Here is a 20,173-nt window from a genome sequence, read left to right on the forward strand (position 1 = left end):
GCCCGCAAACTCCTCGTCAGGCTCAACGCAAAGGCACGCGAAACGCGCGCGCACCTCGCGCATGCAGTTTGACAATCCAGATAGTCGCTCCACCACGCTTCGCGCGGTCCCCCTCCCCGTTCCGGGGAGGATTTGCGTCGCGCATCATCGCATCGGAAGCCTGCTATGTCATTGCTGACCGCACTCCTCCTCGCCGCTCAGACCACACCAGTGCAGCCCTTGCCCAAGGGCACCGGCCTGCCCCCTCCCGGGACGGACGAGGGTGCGGTCATGGCGCCGATCCTGGCGGCCTTTGCCGGGATCACCGCGCGCGACAGTGCGGCGATCCGCGCGCAGTTGCGACCGAGCGGCAACGCTACGGTGATCATGGAAAAACCCGACGGCACGCGAACCGTCAAGAATGTCGAACTGGCCGCCTATGCCGAGGCGTCACCCGGCCCGGAGCGGTACGAGGAACGCATGATCGATCCGGCGATCGAGGTCGACGGGGCGATGGCGATGGTCTGGGGGCCGTACAGCTTCTCGATCGACGGCGTCGTCAGACATTGCGGCTTCCAGCATTTCGATCTCGTGCGCGAAGCGGAAAGCTGGAAGATCCAGAACGTCACCTGGTCGGTACGGACCACCGGCTGCGCGGGCTAAGCCACTCGCCCGAACAGCCGCCTGTTTGAATCATTGCCGCCGAGGCAGCACGGAGCATGACATGAAGCACGCACGCCTTCTCGCGACCGCCTTTCTCTTCGCCACGCCAGCCGCCGCGCAACAGGCGCCGGCGGCGGACCATGGCTCCAGGGAGGATGCCGCCGCGGTGCTCGCGACGATCGACACGATGTTCAAGGCGCTGACCGCCAAGGACTCGGCGGGGATTACTGCCGTCACCATACCCGAAGGCCGCGCGACCGGCACAACGGTGACCGACACGGGCGAGCACCGGGTGACATCGAGCGACTGGGCCGGCTTCGCTGCGCGCGTCGCCAAGATTCCCGGCAAGCCGGTCGAACGCAACATTGATCCGCATGTCCATGTCGATGGCGACATCGCGATGGTCTGGACGCCCTATGTCGTCACGCTGGACGACAAATTCTCGCATTGCGGGATCAATCATTTCGACCTGATCCGCGTGCAGGGCGCGTGGAAAGTACATAACGTCACCTGGACGCAGCGCAAGACGGGATGCCCGGGCCAATGATAAAATCGCTGCTCATCGCCAATCGCGGCGAGATCGCCTGCCGCATCATCCGCACCGCGCGGGAAATGGGTGTGCGTACGGTGGCGGTCTATTCCGATGCCGATGCCAGGGCACTGCATGTGCGGCAAGCGGACGAGGCGGTGCATATCGGCCCGAGCCCGGCGCGCGAAAGCTATCTGGTCGGTGAGAAGATCATCGCCGCCGCCAAGGCGACCGGCGCGGAGGCGATCCATCCTGGTTATGGCTTCCTGTCCGAGAATGCCGACTTCGCACAGAGCGTGATCGATGCCGGTATCATCTGGGTCGGCCCCGATCCCGACAGCATCCGCGCGATGGGCCTGAAGGACGCCGCCAAGCAACGCATGATCGCGGCCGGCGTGCCGGTCACGCCGGGCTATCTCGGCGAGGACCAGTCGCCCGAGCGGCTTGCCGATGAGGCGGCCAAGGTCGGTTACCCGGTGCTGATCAAGGCGGTCGCGGGCGGTGGTGGCAAGGGCATGCGGCGGGTCGATGACCCCGCCGACTTCGCCGACGCGCTGCAATCGTGCCAGCGCGAGGCGGCTTCAAGCTTCGGCAACACCCAGGTGCTGATCGAGAAATACATCCTCAGCCCGCGCCATATCGAGGTGCAGGTGTTCGGCGATAGCCATGGCAATGTCGTGCATCTGTTCGAGCGCGACTGCTCGCTGCAGCGCCGTCACCAGAAGGTGATCGAGGAAGCCCCCGCCCCCGGCATGGACGAAGCGACCCGGGCGTCGATTTGCGAGGCGGCAGTCAAGGCGGCGAAGGCGGTCGATTATGTCGGCGCGGGCACGATCGAGTTCATCGCCGACGCGAGCGAAGGCCTGCGCGCCGACCGTATCTGGTTCATGGAAATGAACACGCGGCTGCAGGTCGAACATCCGGTGACCGAGGAGATCACCGGGCAGGATCTGGTCGAATGGCAGCTGCGCGTCGCAAGCGGCGAGCCGCTGCCGAAGCGGCAGGATGAACTGGCGATCAATGGCTGGGCAATGGAGGCTCGGTTGTATGCGGAGGATCCGGCAAGCGGTTTCTTGCCCTCTACAGGTCCGCTGACACATTTTGTTCTGCCGTGTAATGTGCGGATCGAAACTGGCGTAGCGCAGGACGACGCGGTTTCGCCATTTTATGATCCGATGATCGCGAAAATCGTGGTGCACGCGGCGAACAGAGAAACTGCGGCGGAGATGCTCGGAACGGCGTGCCGCGCGGTCGAGATTTCACCTGTTCGCACCAACGCTGCTTTTCTCGCGCGCTGTGCGAATGCGCCTGAATTCCGCTCCGGCGAAGTGACAACCGGTTTCATCGATCGCCATAGCGAAAGCCTGATCGCTCGGCATTTCAGCGATGCGCCTCTGCTGGCCGCACTCGGCTGGCGATTGGAACAGTTCATGGAGGCTGACTACGCTCCAGGTTCGTCAGACACTTGGGCTCCCGCACCGAGCAAACTGTTTGGATTCCGTATGAATAGTACAGTACAGCCAGCCCGCATCTTGATGAGGACGGACGGACGAGATCAAGACATCAGGGTCGAACCTCTCAAGTCGCGAGGTGACTGGACTTGGTCGATCACCATCGATGGTCGATCGCCTTTTGAAGCTTCGGGTAATCTTCCGACGACATTTGGCCCATCCCCTTCGGAGCCTTTTGAAGGGCCAATTCGTGTTTTCGAAGGCGGTGATAGCCAGATTTTCGATTTCGGCGGCCGACATTCTGCCAGTGCAGCCGGCGCTGCAGGCGACGGCGCGATCCTGTCGCCGATGCCCGGCCGGATCATCGCGGTCGAAGTCGCGGCGGGCGATGTCGTGGCCAAGGGACAGAAGCTCGTCACGCTCGAGGCGATGAAGATGGAGCACAGCCTTGTCGCGCCGTTCGACGGTACGGTGGCGGAATTGAACGCCGAGACTGGTGGGCAGGTCAGCGAAGGGGCCGTGTTGGCGCGGATCGAGAAGGCGGAGTGATGGTTCTAAGCCTTTCCCCGTTCGCTTCGAGCGACGTCGAGAAGCCCGTTAGTGGAACTCGTTTCTCGACTTCGCTCGAAACAAACGGGGGTAGGATATGACCGCGTCTGTTACATTCCGCCCCGCGACCCTCGCCGACCTTCCCGTGATCGTCGCATTGCTCGCCGATGACGACCTCGGTAGCGGTCGCGAAGATCCAGGCTTGCCGCTCGACCCGCGTTATATCGCGGCGTTCGAGACGATCACTGCCGATCCGAACCAGGAAAGCATCGTCGCCGAGCTGGACGGCCGGATCGTCGGCACGATGCAGCTCAGTTACATTCCGGGCATCGCGTTTCGCGGCGCCTGGCGCGGGCTGATCGAAGCCGTGCGCGTTTCGAGCGAGCTACGCGGCCAGGGGATCGGCGCGCAAATGATCCTATGGGCCAATGCGCGCTTCGCCGCGCGCGGCTGTCGTATGGCGCAGCTCTCATCGCATCGCACCCGCACCGATGCGCATCGGTTCTACGACCGGCTAGGCTGGGACAAGAGTCACTACGGGTTCAAATACAAGCTCGCCGACTGAGCGAGCCTGATCGGGGAGAGACGCGATGGCATTCGATTTCACCGGCAAGACCGTGATGGTCTTCGGCGGCACCAGCGGCATCAATCTCGGCATTGCCAAATCCTTCGCGCGTGCCGGCGCGAAACTGGCGGTGGCAAGCCGCAGCCAGGACAAGGTCGATGCCGCGGTCGCGGCATTGTCGCATGACACGCCGGCACTCGGTTATGCGCTCGATGTGCGCGATTTCGATGCGGTGCAGAAAGCGATCGTCGATTTCCGCGAGAAGCGCGGTACGATCGACGTGCTGATATCGGGCGCGGCGGGCAATTTCCCGATCCCCGCGGCGATGCTCAGCCCCAACGGGTTCAAGACCGTCACCGATATCGACACGCTCGGCACCTTCCATGTGATGCGTGCCGCTTACGAGCATCTGACCAAGCCGGGCGCGAGCGTGATCAACGTGTCGGCACCGCAAGCCTGGATTCCAATGGCGATGCAGATCCATGTCTGCGCGGCCAAGGCCGGCGTCGACATGATCACCAAGACGCTCGCGATCGAATGGGGCCGTGAAGGCGTGCGGGTCAATTCGGTGTCGCCGGGGCCGATCGACGGAACCGAAGGGATGGAACGACTTGCGCCAACGGCCGAAGCCAAGGCGGCATCCGCGCGGGCGGTGCCGCTGGGACGGCTTGGCACGGTAGATGACGTGGCGGATGTGTGCCTGTTCCTGGCATCGGACTATGCGCGCTATGTCAGTGGCGTCGTGCTGCCGGCTGATGGGGGCTGGACCGCCGGGCGGGGTTTCGGGGCGGTCGGTTAAGGCGATTCGCAGCCCGAAATCCATGCTGCTCCTGCTGTTATTTCGACGAAAAATTTTCGCACGCTGTTAAGAGCGATTTTAGCGGGAAAATTCCGGATACTCCCCAGATACTTGCGCCAAAATCCGCTGTTACTGAATAACAGCACGATAACAGCATGATTAACAGCACAGAACAGCGTGCTGTTTTAGACGGAACAGCGCGTGCGCGACCGCCAGATATAAACCACGATGAGAAAGAGCGGTACGGAAAGCGCCTGGCAATGTGCCCGGACTTACGCTGTCATGAAAACCAGCGAGGTTGAATCGGGCGACGGCCGCAGCCGGCCCTGTTTTCCGGAGTAGCGAAATAGTCCTAGACGGTGAAGCTCTCCCCGCACCCGCACTCGCCCTTGGCGTTGGGGTTCTGGAACACGAAGCCGGCCGCAAAGTCATCCTCGGCCCAGTTCATGGTCGATCCGATCAGATACAGGATCGACCCGCCATCGACGAACAATGTGCCACCGGGCGTGTCGATGCGTTCATCGAACGGCTTGGCCTCGGTCACATAATCGACCGAATAGGCCAGACCCGAACAGCCGCGGCGCGGCGTCGACAGCTTCACGCCGATCGCATCCGCTGGAGCCTTGGCCATTAAATCGGCAATCCGCGCCTCGGCAGAAGGCGTCAATAAAAGTGCCGCCGGGCGATTACGGGTTTTCACGTCTGACATCGTCTACTCCATGCCCCCGAACGAGAAGCCGGGGCGGAACCAAGTCCCCTTTGACCGCCCTGGCTTCTCAAACCGCATCACAACATGCCCAGTTCGAGCTTCGCATCATCGCTCATCTTCTGCGGATCCCAGGGTGGATCCCAGACCAGATTGACCTCGGCGCTGCCGACTCCGGGCACCGCGCCGACGCGCAGCTCGACTTCCATCGGCATCGATTCCGCGACCGGACAATGCGGCGTGGTGAGCGTCATCGTCACCACCGCATGGCCGTCATCGGTAACGTCAACGCCGTAGATCAGGCCGAGATCATAAATATTGACCGGGATTTCCGGGTCGAAGATTTCCTTCAACGCATCGACCACCGCCTCATACAGTGGCCCGCCCGGCTCGCCGGCCGCGAGGCCTTGCGGCTTTTGAGCGAGGAAGCCCTCGAGATAGTCACGCTTGCGCTCAAGCGTCTCTACGGGTGCTTCGACCCGGGCGCGAGGCGGCGCCTCGACCGTTTCGACCTCTTCGACCGCAATCTTGCGTTCTTCGTTCATCCGAAGATCCTCGTCACTCGTTCGATACCTCTGATCAACGCGTCCACGTCCGCGGCACCATTATAGACCCCGAAGCTCGCCCGTGCCGTCGCCGGAACACCGAGCGCTTCCATCAAGGGCTGCGCGCAATGATGCCCGGCACGGATCGCGACCTTCGCTTCATCCAAGATGGTGCCGATGTCGTGCGGATGCACCCCCTCAATCGAGAAGGATACGATTCCCGCCGAATCTTCCGGACCGTAGAGCCGAACCGAGTTGATCTGCGACAGGGCATTGCGGGTCTTTGCCACCAATGCCGTTTCATGGGCATGGATCGCGTCGAGCCCGATGCCCTCGACGTAATCGATCGCCGCATGCAGCCCAAGCGCGCCGACAATATGCGGTGTGCCCGCCTCGAACCGCGCCGGTGGCGGGGCATAGGTGGTGCGTTCGAACGTCACCTTGTCGATCATCGCGCCGCCGCCCTGATATGGTGGCATCGCGTCGAGCAACTCTGCCCTGCCCCACAAGATACCGATCCCGGTCGGGCCGTAGAGCTTGTGCCCGGAGAAGACGTAGAAATCGCAATCGAGCGCGGCAACATCGACCGCCATGCGCGGCACCGCCTGACATCCGTCGAGCAGGATCTTCGCACCGACCGAATGGGCGATGTCCGCCGCGCGCTTCGCATCGAGCACCGAGCCCAGTACATTGGAGACATGGGCGAGCGCGACCAGCTTGTGCTCAGGCGTGATCATCGCCGCCATCGCGTCGAGATCGATGCGGTGATCGGCGGTCAGCGGGACGACGTCGATCGATGCGCCAATACGCTCTGCGACCATCTGCCACGGCACGATGTTGGAATGATGTTCGAGTGTGGAGAGCAGGATGCGGTCGCCGGCCTTGAGCTGAGCGCCGGCCCAGCATTGCGCGACCAGGTTGATCCCCTCGGTCGCGCCGCGCACGAAGACGATCTCGTCGGCGGACGTCGCGCCGATGAAATTCGCGACGCGCTTGCGTGCCGCTTCATAGGCGAGCGTCATGTCGGCCGAGCGCTGATACACGCCGCGGTGCACCGTGGCGTAGGTCGTGTCGTAGCCGCGCGTAATCGCATCGATCACGACCTGCGGCTTCTGCGCGGTCGCGGCGGTGTCGAGATAGGCCCAGCCCTCAGGGATGGCGGGGAAATCGGCGAGCACGTCGAGCGGGCGGGTTGAGGTAAGGAGTGTCATTCTCCCTTCTCCCCTTGTGGGAGAAGGTGGCGCGAAGCGCCGGATGAGGGGGGGCCGTCGATACTGACCGTCCCCCTCACCCTTCCCACGCCTTCGGCGCGGGCCCCTTCCCTCTCCCACAAGGGGAGAGGGAGAAAAAGGTGCGAGCTGTCGCTCACAGCATCCGCTCCAGCGCAGACTGGGCTGCCGCCTCAACGCGCGCGCGCTCATCCGTACCTTCGATACCGGCAAAGGCGCTCGCCACGAATGCCTGCAGCAACAGCACTTTCGCCTCAGCCGGGGCAATGCCACGGCTCGCGAGATAGAATAGCGCCATCGCATCCAGCTCGCCGACCGTCGCGCCATGCGCGCATTTCACATCGTCGGCGAAGATTTCGAGCTCGGGCTTGGCATTGGCGGTCGCGGTGCGGGTCAGCAGCATCGCCTTGACCGACTGGCTGGCGTCGGTCTTCTGCGCGTCGCGTGCGACCGCGACCTTGCCGAGATAGCTGCCGGTCGCCCGGCCGCCGAGCACCGACCGCACCAGCTGGTTCGACGTTGCATTGGGCTCGATATGGTTGAGCGTAGTGACGATCTCGAGCGTCTGCTGGCCACCACCGAGCATCGCGCCGCCAAGTTCGAAATGCGACCCTTCATGACAGGTCACGTCGATCGCGATGCGGCCGAGCTTGCCGCCGATATTCAGCACATGAAACGTCGCGGTCGCGCCCTTGTGCAGCACGACGCGAAAATCGCGGATTGCGACCGCGTCGAGGCCTGCGTCCTGCACGATCACGCGCGACACGGACTCGTTGGCGGCGACCTCGATCAGTTCGGGCGCCGGCACCGGCCAGACCGAGGCGACTGCGTCAAGATCCGAATAGCGCCAAGTCTCATCGCGCCGCGTGGGGAGAGCGAGAGTCATAACTCCTCCCCGGAACGGGGAGGAGGACCAGCGAAGCTGGTGGAGGGGGCTCTCCACAAACGGAGCGCTGCTTGGCACGCCCCCACCACCACGCCGCTGCGCGTCGCGGTCCCCCTCCCCGTACCGGGGAGGATTTGCGTCGCGCTCATGCTGCCACCGCGCCATAGCCTTCGGCTTCGAGTTCATGCGCCAGCTCCGCCCCGCCGGAGCGGATGATCCGCCCGCCGCTCAGCACATGCACGAAATCCGGCTTCACATAATCGAGCAGCCGCTGATAATGCGTGATCAGGACCACCGCCTTGTCCGCGCTGCGCATGATGCGGTTGATGCCGTCGCCGACGACGCGCAACGCATCGATGTCGAGCCCGGAATCTGTTTCATCGAGGATCGCCAGCTTCGGGCCGATAATGCCCATCTGGACCATTTCGTTGCGCTTCTTCTCGCCGCCCGAAAAACCGACATTGACCGGACGCTTGAGCATCTCCTGATCCATCGACAGCAGGTCGGCCTGGGCGCGCGCCAGCTTGAGGAATTCGCCGCCCGACAGCGGCGCCTCGCCACGGGCTTTGCGCTGAGCATTCAGCGCTTCGCGCAAAAACTGCACGTTCGACACGCCGGGGATTTCGACCGGATACTGGAAGCCAAGGAACAGGCCGGCGGCGGCCCGCTCGTGCGGCGCCATTTCCAGCAGGTCTTCGCCGCCAAAGGTCACCGACCCGGCGGTCACTTCATAACCGGGCCGACCGCCGAGCACATAGCCGAGAGTCGACTTGCCGGCACCGTTCGGGCCCATGATCGCATGCACTTCGCCAGCATTGACGCTGAGCGTCAGGCCCTTGAGGATTTCCTTGCCGTCGATTTCGGCGTGGAGATTATCGATTTTGAGCATCAATTTTGTCATTTCGCGTTGACGGCTGGCAAAGAAGAATTCTCAAGCCCCTCCCCTTCAGGGGAGGGGTTGGGGTGGGGCCTATCCCAGCGCGGTGCAGACCGTTCAAGCGCGCTGCGGATCGCCGCTGCGACGCCGTCGAGGTTTGTCATCACGTCCGCGTTGGTCAGCCGCATGACACAAAAGCCATGTTCGGCAAGCATATCATCACGCAGCCGATCCTTTTGCGCGTCATGCGTGTCGCCATCGACTTCGACGATCAGCGCGCGTTGCGGGCAGAGGAAGTCGGCGATGTAACAGCCGATAACCGACTGGCGGCGGAACTTTTGGCCTTCCAACTGGCTATTCGACAGGATGCGCCAAAGCCGCTTTTCCGGTTCCGTCGGATTGCGGCGCATGTCAGCGGCGCGTGCGTGCAACTCCGCGAGGCGATTTGCGGAGAGGCCCCACCCCCTACCCCTCCCCTGAAGGGGAGGGGAGTTGAGACGCTTCGCATCATCTTGCGGCGTCAAGATCACCCCACGCTCCCCTCAAGCGAGATCCCCAGCAGCTTCTGCGCCTCGACCGCGAATTCCATCGGCAGCTGCTTCAACACTTCGCGCGCGAAGCCGTTAACGATCAGCGCCACCGCCGCTTCGCTGTCGAGCCCGCGTTGCATGGCATAGAACATCTGGTCGTCGCTGATCTTCGACGTGGTCGCCTCGTGCTCGATCTGTGCCGAGGGATTGCGCACTTCGATATACGGCACGGTATGCGCGCCGCACTGGTCGCCGAGCAGCAATGAATCGCACTGGGTGAAGTTACGCACGCCCTCCGCGGTCGGCGCAACACGCACCAGCCCGCGATAGGTGTTATCCGAGCGCCCGGCCGAAATGCCCTTCGACACGATGGTCGATCGGGTATTCTTGCCGAGATGGATCATCTTGGTGCCGGTATCGGCCTGTTGCCGGTTGTTGGTCACCGCGACCGAATAGAATTCGCCGACGCTATTCTCCCCCGCCAGCACGCAGCTGGGGTATTTCCAGGTGATCGCGCTGCCGGTCTCGACCTGAGTCCAGCTGACCTTTGAGTTCCTGCCCTGGCACAGCGCGCGCTTGGTGACGAAATTATAAATCCCGCCCTTGCCGTTCTCGTCACCCGGATACCAGTTCTGCACGGTCGAATATTTGATCTCGGCATCGTCCAGCGCAACCAGCTCGACCACGGCGGCGTGGAGCTGGTTCTCATCACGCATCGGCGCGGTACAGCCCTCGAGATAGGAAACGTACGAGCCCTTGTCGGCGATAATCAGCGTGCGTTCGAACTGGCCGGTATTCTCCGCATTGATGCGGAAATAAGTGCTCAGCTCCATCGGACAGCGTACGCCTTCCGGGATATAGACGAAGGTCCCGTCGCTGAAGACCGCGCAGTTCAACGCGGCGAAGTAATTGTCGTGCTGCGGCACGATTTTGCCGAGCCATTTGCGCACCATGTCGGGATAGTCGCGGATCGCTTCGCTGATCGAACGGAAGATCACGCCAACGCTTTCGAGCTCCGCGCGGAAGGTCGTCGCGACCGAGACGCTGTCGAACACCGCATCGACCGCGACCCGGCGTGCGCCTTCGACCCCGGCGAGCATCTTCTGCTCCTCGATCGGGATGCCGAGCTTTTCATAGACGCGCAGGATTTCGGGATCGACCTCGTCCAGACTGCCGAGTTTCGGCTTGGCCTTTGGTTCGGCGTAATAATAGGCGTCCTGATAATCGATCGGCGGCACGTTGAGCTTGGCCCAGTCGGGCGGCGTCATGGTCAGCCACAACCGGTAAGCCTTGAGGCGCCAATCGAGCATCCATTCAGGCTCGTTCTTTTTGGCCGAGATGAAGCGGACCGTATCCTCGCTCAGCCCCTTGGGCGCGAATTCCTGTTCGATGTCCGAATGGAAGCCCCATTCGTACGTCTTGTTGGCGGCGGCATGCGCTTCGGCGTTCTTGGTGGCCATCTTAATTCATCACCTCGGCGCCAAGCGCCATATGGACCCTGGGTTCGGCCGGATTGGTTCGGAGCGGCGAATTGGACAAGGTGGCGAGGCTGACACCAGCCAATGCCCCGCGCACCGCGTCGTTGACAGTGTTCCAGTGCGGCTTCACCCGGCAATTGCCCTCGATTAAACAGTCATGCTTTCCCGCCTCCACGCACGATGTCATCGCGATCGGCCCTTCGACCGCCTCGATGATGTCGGCGAGACTGATCGCCGCCGCCGGCCGTGCGAGGCGGAACCCGCCGCCGGTGCCGCGCGTGCTTTCGATCAGGCCCGCCGACGACAAGCGGCTGACCAGTTTCTGCGCGGTCGGCAGCGGCACGCCTGTTTCCTCGGCGAGCAAAGTCGCATTGAGCCGCGCCACGCCACCACAATGACGCGCGGTCGCGCTCATCATCACGACAGCATAATCGGCAAGGCTGGAAAGGCGCATGAATTCCTAATCGGATTGATTCGTTCCGATTAGCATGTGGGGATGCGAGGGGGTTGGGTCAACACTTAATCCTCCCCGGTGTGGGAGGATTTAGGTACCGCTGATCAGCGGGCTCACCTGCCCGTCCAGCGCGGTGCGCTGGCGCATGGTCAGCCGCTGCAACACCCCGGGTTCGGCCTTGATCTGGCGTGGCGTCAGCCCGGTGAATTGCTTCACCTCGCGGATCAGGTGCGACTGATCGTAGAAACCGCGCGCGATAATATCATCGACGTCTTCATTGTCGGCAACCAGCGCGACCGCGGCGCGCAGCGCGCGATATTTGCGCGCGAGAAGCTTGGGCGGCGCGCCGTACAGCGCGTTGCATTTGCGTTCGACCTGCCGTCGCGACAGGCCGGTCGCCGTAACCAGGTCGTCCATCTCGGGCGAAAGGCTCGCCGCCAGCCAGCCATCGACCTGGCGCACGAACTGACATGCCTGTTCGTGCCCGCCGCACACCAGTTCACGCACCAGCACTTCGCCGATCGCGATTCGGGCCGCGACATCGGGCACCGCGCGCATCGCATCCGCCGCAGCGCGCAGCCGGGCGGCACCGAACAGGCCATTGGCGTCGATCGCCCGGTTGAGCACCGACGACGCCTCGCTGCCGATCATCGCGGCCCAGCCCGCCGCTGTCACACCCATGCCGAACACCAGCACCGGTCCTTTGGCGCGCACATGCATCGCACCGCTGGTCGGGCCGATGACGTGAAAATCGGGAACAGACTGGACCGATCCGTCAGGGAATCGATATTCCGCGCCACCGGGCGACAATCGAATGCGGAACTGCGCATGATCGGCGCGTTCGCTGTCCTCGAAAACGGGAACATCCGCCCGGAAATGGTAGAAAAGCGTGATGTAATCGGTCAGGTCCGCTGCCGGGACCGCATAGTCCAGCTGAATATCCGACAATGACCGCGCCCCCACGTTTTTATAAGGGCGAACGTAACCGTTTGGCGCCAAAAAGAAAAGCGGCCTGGGCGGAGAACCGCCCAGGCCGTAAGTGAAAGAACCCCCTGTTGCGAAAGGGCTCCTTGGGTCGCACCGCTCTTTGAGCAAATTCCCGCCGATCTGTATTGGACGAAAGCGCCATTTGGTGAGTTTCCGTAACGAGATTTTTTGACCATGCGGCTCGCCGATGCCATGTCGCGCCGATGCTCTACCCGCTGATCCGCCCCGCCCTCTTCACCATCGATGCCGAGCGCGCGCATGGCCTGACCCTTGCCCTGTTGTCGCGATGGCCGGCACGTCGGCCGCTACAGTCCGATCCGATCCTGCGCACGGTCGTCGCCGGGCTCGATTTCGTCAATCCGCTGGGTCTCGCCGCCGGGGTCGACAAGGACGGCCGCGCGATCGACGGCTTCTTCGCCCTTGGCTTTGGCAGCGTTGAGATCGGCACCCTGACTCCCCTGCCCCAGCCCGGTAATCCGCGCCCGCGTGTGTTCCGCTTGCGTGAAGACCGTGCGGTAATCAATCGCATGGGGTTCAACAATGATGGCATAGATGCCGCTTTGCCCAATGCCGTCGCGGCGCAGCGCCACGGCAGGCTCGGCATCAATGTCGGCGCGAACAAGGACGCGACCGACCGGATCGCCGATTACCGCACCGGTGTGGAAAAGGCCGCGCGGGTCGCAGATTATGTCACGATCAACATCAGTTCGCCCAACACGCCGGGACTGCGCGATCTGCAACATGGGTCGGCGTTGGCCGAACTGCTCGCCGCCGCCGATGAGGCGCGGCGCATTCCGGCCGAGCGCCCGCCACTTTTCCTGAAGGTCGCGCCCGATCTCAATGCGCGCGAAATCGACGGAATCGCGCGCGCGGCGATGGAACACCGCATCGACGCGCTGATCGTTAGCAACACGACCCTGTCGCGTCCGGCGCTGCAATCCGCGCGGGCGATCGAGACGGGGGGCTTATCCGGCGCGCCGCTGGCACAGCTTGCACGGCAGCGGCTCGCCGATTTTCGCCGGGCAACCGGTGGCGCGCTGCCACTGATATCGGTCGGCGGAATCGGCAGCGCGGAAGAAAGCTATGCGCGAATCCGTGCCGGGGCGAGTCTCGTGCAACTCTACACCGCCCTGGTCTATGAGGGCCCCGGGCTCGCGCGTCGCATCACGGCCGGGCTCGCCGAGCTGTTGAAGCGCGACGGTTTCGCGAGTGTTGCCGAGGCAGTCGGCCCCTGATTGGGTACCAGACCGCCATTGAGAATAACGTAGCGTCTTGTTCGCCCCGAAAACCCCGCTACGCTTTTCGGTAATGAAAAACCTGATCCTAGCGCTCGCACTTCTCCTCGGTCCAACCGCCGCCAACGCCCAGGGAGTCGTTTCCTCCGCCGATCCGCGCGCCTCCGCCGCGGGCCAGAAAATCCTCCGCGACGGCGGCAGCGCAGCCGATGCGGCGATGGCGATGATGCTCGCGCTGACCGTGGTCGAGCCGCAATCAAGCGGCATCGGCGGCGGCGGCTTCCTGATCCATCATGACGGCAAGACCGGACTGCTCGACACGATCGATGGGCGCGAAAAGGCACCGATGGCCGCGACCCCGCAGCGATTCCTCGGCTCCGACGGCAAACCGGTGCCGTTCTTCCAGGCGGTTCCCGGCGGCCTGTCGGTCGGCGTGCCGGGTAATGTCCGTTTGATGGCGATGACCCATGCGAAATGGGGCAAGCTGCCATGGAAGGCCTTGTTCGCGCCCGCGATCAAACTGGCCGAGAACGGCTATCAGGTGACCCAGCCGATGGCCAATGGCATCGGCTTCGTCAGTCAGTTCTGGGGCAAGTTCCCGGACACCGCGAAACAATATCTCGACGCCGACGGCAAACCGCTCGCGGTCGGCGCAACGGTCAAGAACCCGCGCCTCGCCAAAATCCTGCGCAAGCTTGCCGAGCAAGGTCCAGAGGCCTTTTACGCCGGCGACAACGCCAGGGAGATCGTCAGGGTCACGACCGGTGCATCGCAGAATGCCGGCGACATGACGCTTGCCGACCTCACCGCCTATCAGGCGAAGGCGCGTCCGGCGGTATGCGGTACATATCGAACCTACCGGATTTGTGGCATGGGTCCGCCTTCTTCCGGCGCGACCACTGTGTTGCAGATCCTCGGCATGGTCGAGCGATTCGACATGAAGAAACTGGGCAGGGATTCGCCGGTCGCCTGGCATGTGATCGGCGAGGCGATGCTGCTCGCTTATGCCGATCGCGAAAAATATCTCGGCGATCGCGATTTCGTCGACGTGCCGGTCGCCGGATTGATCGACCCGGCCTATATCCGGTCACGCTCGAAGCTGATCTCGGCGAGCAAGTCGCTCGGCAAATATGAAGCAGGGATGCCACCCGGTGCCAAGCCACGCACCGCAGCGGTTCAAAACGAAGTGCCGAGCACCACCCACTTCGTCGCGATCGACCGGAACGGCGACATCGTCACCATGACCTCAACGGTCGAGGGGTCGTTCGGCAGCCAGTTGCTCGCCAATGGCTATGTGCTCAACAACGAACTGACCGATTTCACCATGGCACCGGAAAAGGATGGCATGCCCGTCGCCAACCGGGTCGAGCCGGGCAAGCGCCCCTTGTCATCGATGGCGCCGACGATCGTCTATGACGCGAGCGGCAAGCCGGTCTTCACGGTTGGCGCGGCCGGTGGCAAGACAATCATCATGCAGGTCGCAAAGGCACTGATCGCGCATCTCGACTGGAACGAATCCGCGCGCGACGCGATCGGTGAGGGGCTTATCTACTTCAATGGCGACACGATCGTCCTGGAACGGGGCACCGGGCGCGAAGCCTTGAAACCTGCGCTGGAGAAGCTCGGCCACAAGGTCGATATCGCCAAGCTCGGGCTGAAGGCCAATGCCGCCGAGCTGACATCGTCGGGCTGGGTCGGCGCCGCCGATCCGCGCAGCGTGGGCGTGGCACTGGCCGAATAATCCGCGCAGCCGAACACGGCGCGCGTACAGGGAGAGACAGATGCGAACGCTCGAACATTTCCCCAACCTCGTGACGATGTTCTTCACGCGCGCGGCGGAACAGGGCGACAAACCGTTCCTGTGGCACAAGGAAGAAAGCGGCTGGGTCTCGCTCAGCTGGCGCGAGTCGGCGGTCAAGGTTGCGAGCCTCGCTCGCGCGCTGAAAGCGGTCGGACTGGAACGCGGCGACCGGGTGATGCTGGTGTCGGAGAACCGGCCGGAATGGTGCCTGAGCGACCTGGCGATCATGGCGGCGGGCTGCGTCACCGTGCCGACCTATGTCACCAATACCGAACGCGACCACACCCATATCATCGAGAATAGCGAGGCCAAGGCGGTGATCGTCTCGACCGCCAAGCTCGCCAAGGTCCTGCTCCCCGCTGCGGTCCGCGCCTCCGCAGCAAAGATCGTCATCGGCATTGAGGACATTCGCGTCGCGCAGTCGGGCGCGCTCGAATTCCACAATTGGGCGAAGCTGATCGAAGACCATGTCGCGGACCCCAAGGACGTGGCGGCCGAGGCGAATTTCGCCCGCGATGATCTGGCCTGTATCATCTACACCAGCGGCACCGGCGGCGCGCCGCGCGGCGTGATGCAGCATCACGGCGCGATCCTGCACAACGTCAATGGCTGCTGCACCGTGATCTCCGAGGATTTCGGTTGGGAAGACGAGGTATTCCTGTCCTTCCTGCCGCTCAGCCACGCCTATGAACATACGGGCGGCCAGCATTTTCCGATCGGGCTCGGCGCGCAGATCTATTATTCCGAAGGGCTGGACAAGCTTGCCTCCAATATCGAGGAGACGCGCCCGACGATCATGGTCGTCGTTCCGCGCCTGTTCGAAGTGCTGCGCACGCGCATCTCCAAGGCAATCGAGAAACAGGGCAAATTCTCCAATTACCTGCTCGACCGTGCGCTCGATGTCGGCACCAAGTCGTACGAAGGCCGCATGAGCCTGAAGGACCGGGCAATGGACCTGGTCGTCAAGGCGACGATCAAACCCAAGATCAGCAAACGCTTCGGCGGGCGGATGAAGGCGATGGTGTCGGGCGGCGCGCCGCTGACGCCGGAGGTCGGCATCTTTTTCCAGTCATTGGGGCTGACCTTCCTGCAGGGTTATGGTCAGACCGAGTCCGCACCGGTCATCTCGTGCAATCGCCCAAGTGCCGGGCTGAAGATGGACACGGTCGGTCCGCCACTGCCCAATACCGAGGTGCGAATCGCCGAGGATGGTGAAATCCTCGTGCGCGGCGAGCTGGTCATGCACGGTTACTGGCGCAACGAGGCTGAAACGGCGCGCGTGCTTCAGGACGGCTGGCTGCACACTGGCGATATCGGCCTGATCGACGAAAAGGGCCGGATCAAGATCACCGACCGCAAGAAGGACATCATCGTCAACGACAAGGGCGATAATGTCGCACCGCAAAAGGTCGAGGGCATGCTCACGCTGCAGCCCGAGATCGTCCAGGCGATGATCTTCGGCGACCGCAAGCCATATATGGTCGCGGTGCTGGTGCCCGACCCAGAATGGACTCAGGAATGGTGCGCGAAGAATGGCGATAGCTGCAATTTCGCCAAGCTGATCGAGAATAGCAGCTATCGCACCGCGCTCAGCGCGGCGGTAGAGCGGGTGAACAAGGATTTGTCGGTGATCGAGCGGGTGCGGCGCTATGTGATCGCGGACGGGGCCTTCACGATCGAGAACGAACAGCTGACGCCATCACTCAAGATCAGACGGCATGTACTGAAGGAGGTCTACGGACCGAGGCTCGACGCGTTGTACAAGGGGTAGCAGCACTTCGTCCCCTTCGAGACTGGTGATGTCTCACCGCCCTATCGTCACCGGCTTCTTCACCACCGGCGGTGCCTTCACCGCCCGCGGCGCGGGAGCGGCCGCCGCGACCGGCATTGTCAGCGGCTTGTCGCCCAATGCTTTGGGTACCACCGCCATCGTCCAATCCTTGTCGGGCCGCAGGTATTTCTGCGCCGTCGCCTGAATGTCGGCAGACGTAACCCGCGCCAGATCGATGAACAGTGAACGCAGCGCGGTGATCCGCCGCTCGTCATAGGACGCGCCAGCCAGATAATTGAGCCAGAACTGATTGCCGGTCGACGAGCGGAGGATCGATTGCTTCATCGGCGTCAGGATGCGTTGCAGTTCGTCGTCGCTGACCGGGTTGGCGACCAGGTCTGCGGCGATCTCCCGCGACATCTTGAAGAACAACGCAACATTGTCGGGCGCGACCTGACCAATCGCGAACAACCGTCCGCCGCTGGCCATGCCGACCGGCCACTGGCTCTGCACCGAGGGCGAATAGCTCGCGCCCGCTTCGGAACGAAGCCGGTCGAACAGCCGGTCGCTCATGACCGCGGAGAGCACGTCGAGATAACGGCTTTCGGTCACCGCCTCGATCCCGCCACCGGTCGGCCAGACGATCACTGCCGCGGCCTGGTTTTCGGGGCCGCCATGAGTGCGGATCAATGGCGTCACATTGTGCGCGGGGAAGCGCACCGGTGGCGCTGCCTCGGTCGATGCGGCACGTGGCGGCAGCGCGCCGATGGTCTGCGCGACCGCCTTGATTGCCGCGTCGGCACTGATGTCGCCGAACACCTGCACCTCGATCGGGCCGGTGGCGAGCAACGGCTCCCACAATTTGCGCACATCGGCGGCGGTCGTCCCGACCACCTGAGCACGGCTTGGCGTGCCCCAGCGTGGATCGCCATCATGAAGCAATCCTTCCAGATCGCGCGACAGCACACCGTCCGGTGACGCGTCGAACCCGTCATAACCCGCAAGGATCAGCGATTTGGCGCGTGCGACAGGGTTTGGATCCCAGCCCGGCGCCGCCATTCGCGCCGCCATCAAGCGTAACTGGTCGGCAAGATCGGTCGGCGACGTCATTGCGCCATAGCTGAATGTGTCTTCGCCGATGTCGAAGTCGAGCCCGATCCGGCGCCCTGCGGTGAGCTGATCGACATCGCCCTGTTTGAGCGTACCCACGCCGCCCGCAACAAGCGACAATTCACCAGCCCAGGCCGGTGTTTCGCGATCCGCCGGCAAGGCATTGTAGCCGCCACCGAAAAGCACCCGAACATAGACCCGCGTCGCCTCCGCCGGACTGGTCCGCAGCATCAGCCGAACGCCGTTGGAAAAGACGACCTTTTCGATATCGAGATCGGCGACCTTGTTGCGGCTGACCACCGTCCCGGGCTTGCCAAGTTTGGGCAGCTTGGAGAAATCGACCCTGGCCTGTGCGTTGCGCTTGCCGGCCAGGCCATCAACGTCCACCTTGAGCGCCGCCGCCAATTTGGTCGCCGCATTCTCATCGGGAGTCCGGATATTGATCAACGCGCGCGTCGCATCGCCGGTGAAGATGCGCTTGGTCGATGCGAGCACCGTTGCCGGTGTGAACATCTTCTTTTTCTCGGCCGCCTTGAGTACGGCATAGATCGTCTTGGGCGCGGTCACCGTTTCACGGATGTCGACCGCCTCGACCATATCGTCCGCCTGTGATGCGCCCGCTTCCGCCGCCTGCGTCTCCACGCGCGTGCGCAGCACGGTGTCGAAATCGGCCAGCTCGCGCGACACTTCTTCCGCACTCGGTGCCGCCGCCTGGGCATCCGCGATCACCGCGCGCACATCCTTCAATGCCGCTTCCCAATCGTCGCCGATCGGCAGGATGTTGACGAAGGTCCCGCTCGCCGAGCGGGAGACGTCGTCGGTGCTGACTTCGGCCTGAATGAAGCTGCCCCCGGCGCGCGCGCGCGTTTCGAGGCGGCGGCTGATAACGCGAGCAGCAACCGAATCGACCAGCCGATTCTGGTTCATGATGATCGTGTCGTCCTGATATTTCCATGGACGCAATACCGCCAGGCCGACGATCGGCGGCAGGCTTGGTTCGACCACGACCGCGGTCGACGGCCGGGCGCCATCCGGCTTGCCGAAATCGGGCTCGGCCGGCTTCGGGCCGGTCCCCTGCCAGCCCGAGAAATTCTTCGCGACCAATCGTTCGAACAGTGCGGGATCGAGGTCGCCCGAGATCACGACGACCGCGCGTTCGGGACGATACCAGCGGTCGTGGAAAGTCTTGACGCCCTCGGCGGTTGCCGCCTCAAGCGTCTTGATCGTGCCGATCGGCGAGCGATTGGCGAGCGGCTGCCCGGCGAAAAAGGCCGCCAGCCGGGCATCACCGAAGCGCACCTGCGGGCCCGGGGCCTCGCGCTGTTCCGCCAGCACCGCGGGCCGTTCGGCGTTGAGCGCGGCGGTGGTGATATTGGGCTTGTCGACCATGCCGGCCAGCACCTTCAGGCTCTCGTCGAGGCCGGCTTCGGTCGCGCTGGGCAGGTCGAGCTTGAACACAGTCTGGGTCGGGGTGGTCTGCGCATTGGTATCAGAACCAAAGGTCGCGCCGAAGCGCTGCCAGATCCGCTTCGCCTCGCCATCGGGCACATAAACCGAGCCGCGGAACGAAAGATGCTCGATCAGATGCGCGTAGCCGCGCTCGCTCTCGGTTTCCATCAGCGAGCCGGCATCGATCCGCACCCGGATCGCGACCTGGCCCGGCGGCACGCCATTGCGGCGCACGGCGTAGCGCACACCATTAGGCAGCGTACCGAATCGCCATTCCGGATCGGGCGCGATGTCGCTGCCCTTGTAAAGCCAGGCCGACCGGTCGACATTTTGTGTCGGGGACGGAACAGCCACCGGTTGAGCGGTGTTCTGACCGCTGGCGGGAAGGGTCAATCCGAGCAGAAGAGCGGAGATCAACGGAAGACGCATGACGCGCAAAGAAGCAACCATGCCGGCGACTCTAGCGCCCTTCCCAAGCGACCGCCAGATGCCGCGCCGCGCATTACTAAGGACACAAAGTGTCACAAAGCGCCATTTTTTCGACCAAGAGGCACGCTAACTGTCCGCTTCACCGAAGCGT

At 63.3% G+C, this 20,173-nt stretch carries 18 protein-coding genes; 8 read left to right on the forward strand and 10 right to left on the reverse strand.

Annotated features, from left to right (window positions below; translation table 11 throughout):
* The first annotated feature begins 165 nt into the window (after positions 1 to 165).
* The 5 genes from ACVWZA_RS10560 to ACVWZA_RS10580 all read left to right on the forward strand — a co-directional run bounded on the left by ACVWZA_RS10560 (position 166) and on the right by ACVWZA_RS10580 (position 4,535).
* Positions 166 to 642, forward strand: coding sequence for a nuclear transport factor 2 family protein (locus ACVWZA_RS10560; protein ID WP_457311161.1), 477 nt, complete (start codon positions 166 to 168; stop codon positions 640 to 642).
* Positions 643 to 703: 61 nt separating this feature from the next.
* Positions 704 to 1,189: a nuclear transport factor 2 family protein gene (locus tag ACVWZA_RS10565; protein ID WP_457311162.1), complete on the forward strand. Its 486-nt coding sequence runs from the start codon at positions 704 to 706 to the stop codon at positions 1,187 to 1,189.
* Entirely contained in the window at positions 1,186 to 3,171 is a 1,986-nt protein-coding gene (locus tag ACVWZA_RS10570) for an acetyl/propionyl/methylcrotonyl-CoA carboxylase subunit alpha (protein ID WP_457311163.1), read from the forward strand. Before ACVWZA_RS10565 ends, ACVWZA_RS10570 begins: the two co-directional genes overlap by 4 nt.
* Positions 3,172 to 3,268: 97 nt before the next feature.
* Positions 3,269 to 3,736, forward strand: coding sequence for an N-acetyltransferase family protein (locus ACVWZA_RS10575; protein WP_457311164.1), 468 nt, complete (start codon positions 3,269 to 3,271; stop codon positions 3,734 to 3,736).
* A gap of 25 nt (positions 3,737 to 3,761) precedes the next feature.
* Positions 3,762 to 4,535, forward strand: a complete 774-nt coding sequence (locus ACVWZA_RS10580) for an SDR family oxidoreductase (protein WP_457311165.1) — start codon at positions 3,762 to 3,764, stop codon at positions 4,533 to 4,535.
* A gap of 352 nt (positions 4,536 to 4,887) precedes the next feature.
* Here the strand turns inward: ACVWZA_RS10580 and ACVWZA_RS10585 are convergent, their stop codons facing one another.
* The 9 genes from ACVWZA_RS10585 to ACVWZA_RS10625 form a co-directional block, all read right to left on the reverse strand.
* Positions 4,888 to 5,244 carry a HesB/IscA family protein gene (locus tag ACVWZA_RS10585; RefSeq protein WP_457311166.1) on the reverse strand — a complete coding sequence of 119 codons (357 nt, stop codon included), beginning with the start codon at positions 5,242 to 5,244 and terminating at the stop codon, positions 4,888 to 4,890.
* A 77-nt stretch (positions 5,245 to 5,321) separates the two neighbouring features.
* Complete coding sequence (locus tag ACVWZA_RS10590) at positions 5,322 to 5,786, reverse strand: SUF system Fe-S cluster assembly protein (protein WP_457311167.1); 465 nt, start codon at positions 5,784 to 5,786, stop codon at positions 5,322 to 5,324.
* Entirely contained in the window at positions 5,783 to 6,997 is a 1,215-nt protein-coding gene (locus ACVWZA_RS10595; protein ID WP_457311168.1) for a cysteine desulfurase, read from the reverse strand. The genes ACVWZA_RS10590 and ACVWZA_RS10595 overlap by 4 nt, the downstream gene beginning before the upstream one ends.
* A 154-nt stretch (positions 6,998 to 7,151) precedes the next feature.
* Positions 7,152 to 7,901, reverse strand: coding sequence for a SufD family Fe-S cluster assembly protein (locus ACVWZA_RS10600; protein WP_457311169.1), 750 nt, complete (start codon positions 7,899 to 7,901; stop codon positions 7,152 to 7,154).
* A gap of 145 nt (positions 7,902 to 8,046) precedes the next feature.
* Positions 8,047 to 8,790 carry a Fe-S cluster assembly ATPase SufC gene (gene sufC, locus ACVWZA_RS10605; protein ID WP_457311170.1) on the reverse strand — a complete coding sequence of 248 codons (744 nt, stop codon included), beginning with the start codon at positions 8,788 to 8,790 and terminating at the stop codon, positions 8,047 to 8,049.
* Between the two features lie 8 nt (positions 8,791 to 8,798).
* The gene (locus ACVWZA_RS10610) at positions 8,799 to 9,308 is read right to left on the reverse strand and encodes an endonuclease domain-containing protein (protein ID WP_457311171.1); all 510 of its coding nucleotides are present in this window, start codon (positions 9,306 to 9,308) and stop codon (positions 8,799 to 8,801) included.
* Positions 9,305 to 10,768 carry a Fe-S cluster assembly protein SufB gene (gene sufB / locus ACVWZA_RS10615; protein WP_457311172.1) on the reverse strand — a complete coding sequence of 488 codons (1,464 nt, stop codon included), beginning with the start codon at positions 10,766 to 10,768 and terminating at the stop codon, positions 9,305 to 9,307. The genes ACVWZA_RS10610 and sufB overlap by 4 nt, the downstream gene beginning before the upstream one ends.
* Before the next feature lies 1 nt (position 10,769).
* Positions 10,770 to 11,240, reverse strand: coding sequence for an SUF system Fe-S cluster assembly regulator (locus ACVWZA_RS10620; protein WP_457311173.1), 471 nt, complete (start codon positions 11,238 to 11,240; stop codon positions 10,770 to 10,772).
* A gap of 90 nt (positions 11,241 to 11,330) precedes the next feature.
* On the reverse strand, positions 11,331 to 12,188 hold the full coding sequence (locus tag ACVWZA_RS10625; RefSeq protein ID WP_457311174.1) for a helix-turn-helix domain-containing protein: 858 nt from the start codon (positions 12,186 to 12,188) through the stop codon (positions 11,331 to 11,333).
* A gap of 242 nt (positions 12,189 to 12,430) precedes the next feature.
* Here ACVWZA_RS10625 and ACVWZA_RS10630 point away from each other — a divergent pair, with 242 nt between their 5' ends.
* The 3 genes from ACVWZA_RS10630 (at position 12,431) to ACVWZA_RS10640 (ending at position 17,034) form a co-directional block, all read left to right on the forward strand.
* On the forward strand, positions 12,431 to 13,462 hold the full coding sequence (locus tag ACVWZA_RS10630; protein ID WP_457311175.1) for a quinone-dependent dihydroorotate dehydrogenase: 1,032 nt from the start codon (positions 12,431 to 12,433) through the stop codon (positions 13,460 to 13,462).
* Between the two features lie 73 nt (positions 13,463 to 13,535).
* Positions 13,536 to 15,203, forward strand: coding sequence for a gamma-glutamyltransferase (ggt, locus tag ACVWZA_RS10635; protein WP_457311176.1), 1,668 nt, complete (start codon positions 13,536 to 13,538; stop codon positions 15,201 to 15,203).
* Between the two features lie 40 nt (positions 15,204 to 15,243).
* Positions 15,244 to 17,034 carry an AMP-dependent synthetase/ligase gene (locus ACVWZA_RS10640; RefSeq protein WP_457311177.1) on the forward strand — a complete coding sequence of 597 codons (1,791 nt, stop codon included), beginning with the start codon at positions 15,244 to 15,246 and terminating at the stop codon, positions 17,032 to 17,034.
* A 33-nt stretch (positions 17,035 to 17,067) separates the two neighbouring features.
* Here the strand turns inward: ACVWZA_RS10640 and ACVWZA_RS10645 are convergent, their stop codons facing one another.
* Positions 17,068 to 20,043, reverse strand: a complete 2,976-nt coding sequence (locus tag ACVWZA_RS10645) for a M16 family metallopeptidase (protein ID WP_457311178.1) — start codon at positions 20,041 to 20,043, stop codon at positions 17,068 to 17,070.
* Between the last annotated feature and the right edge of the window lie 130 nt (positions 20,044 to 20,173).

Source organism: Sphingomonas sp. UYAg733, assembly GCF_054057355.1.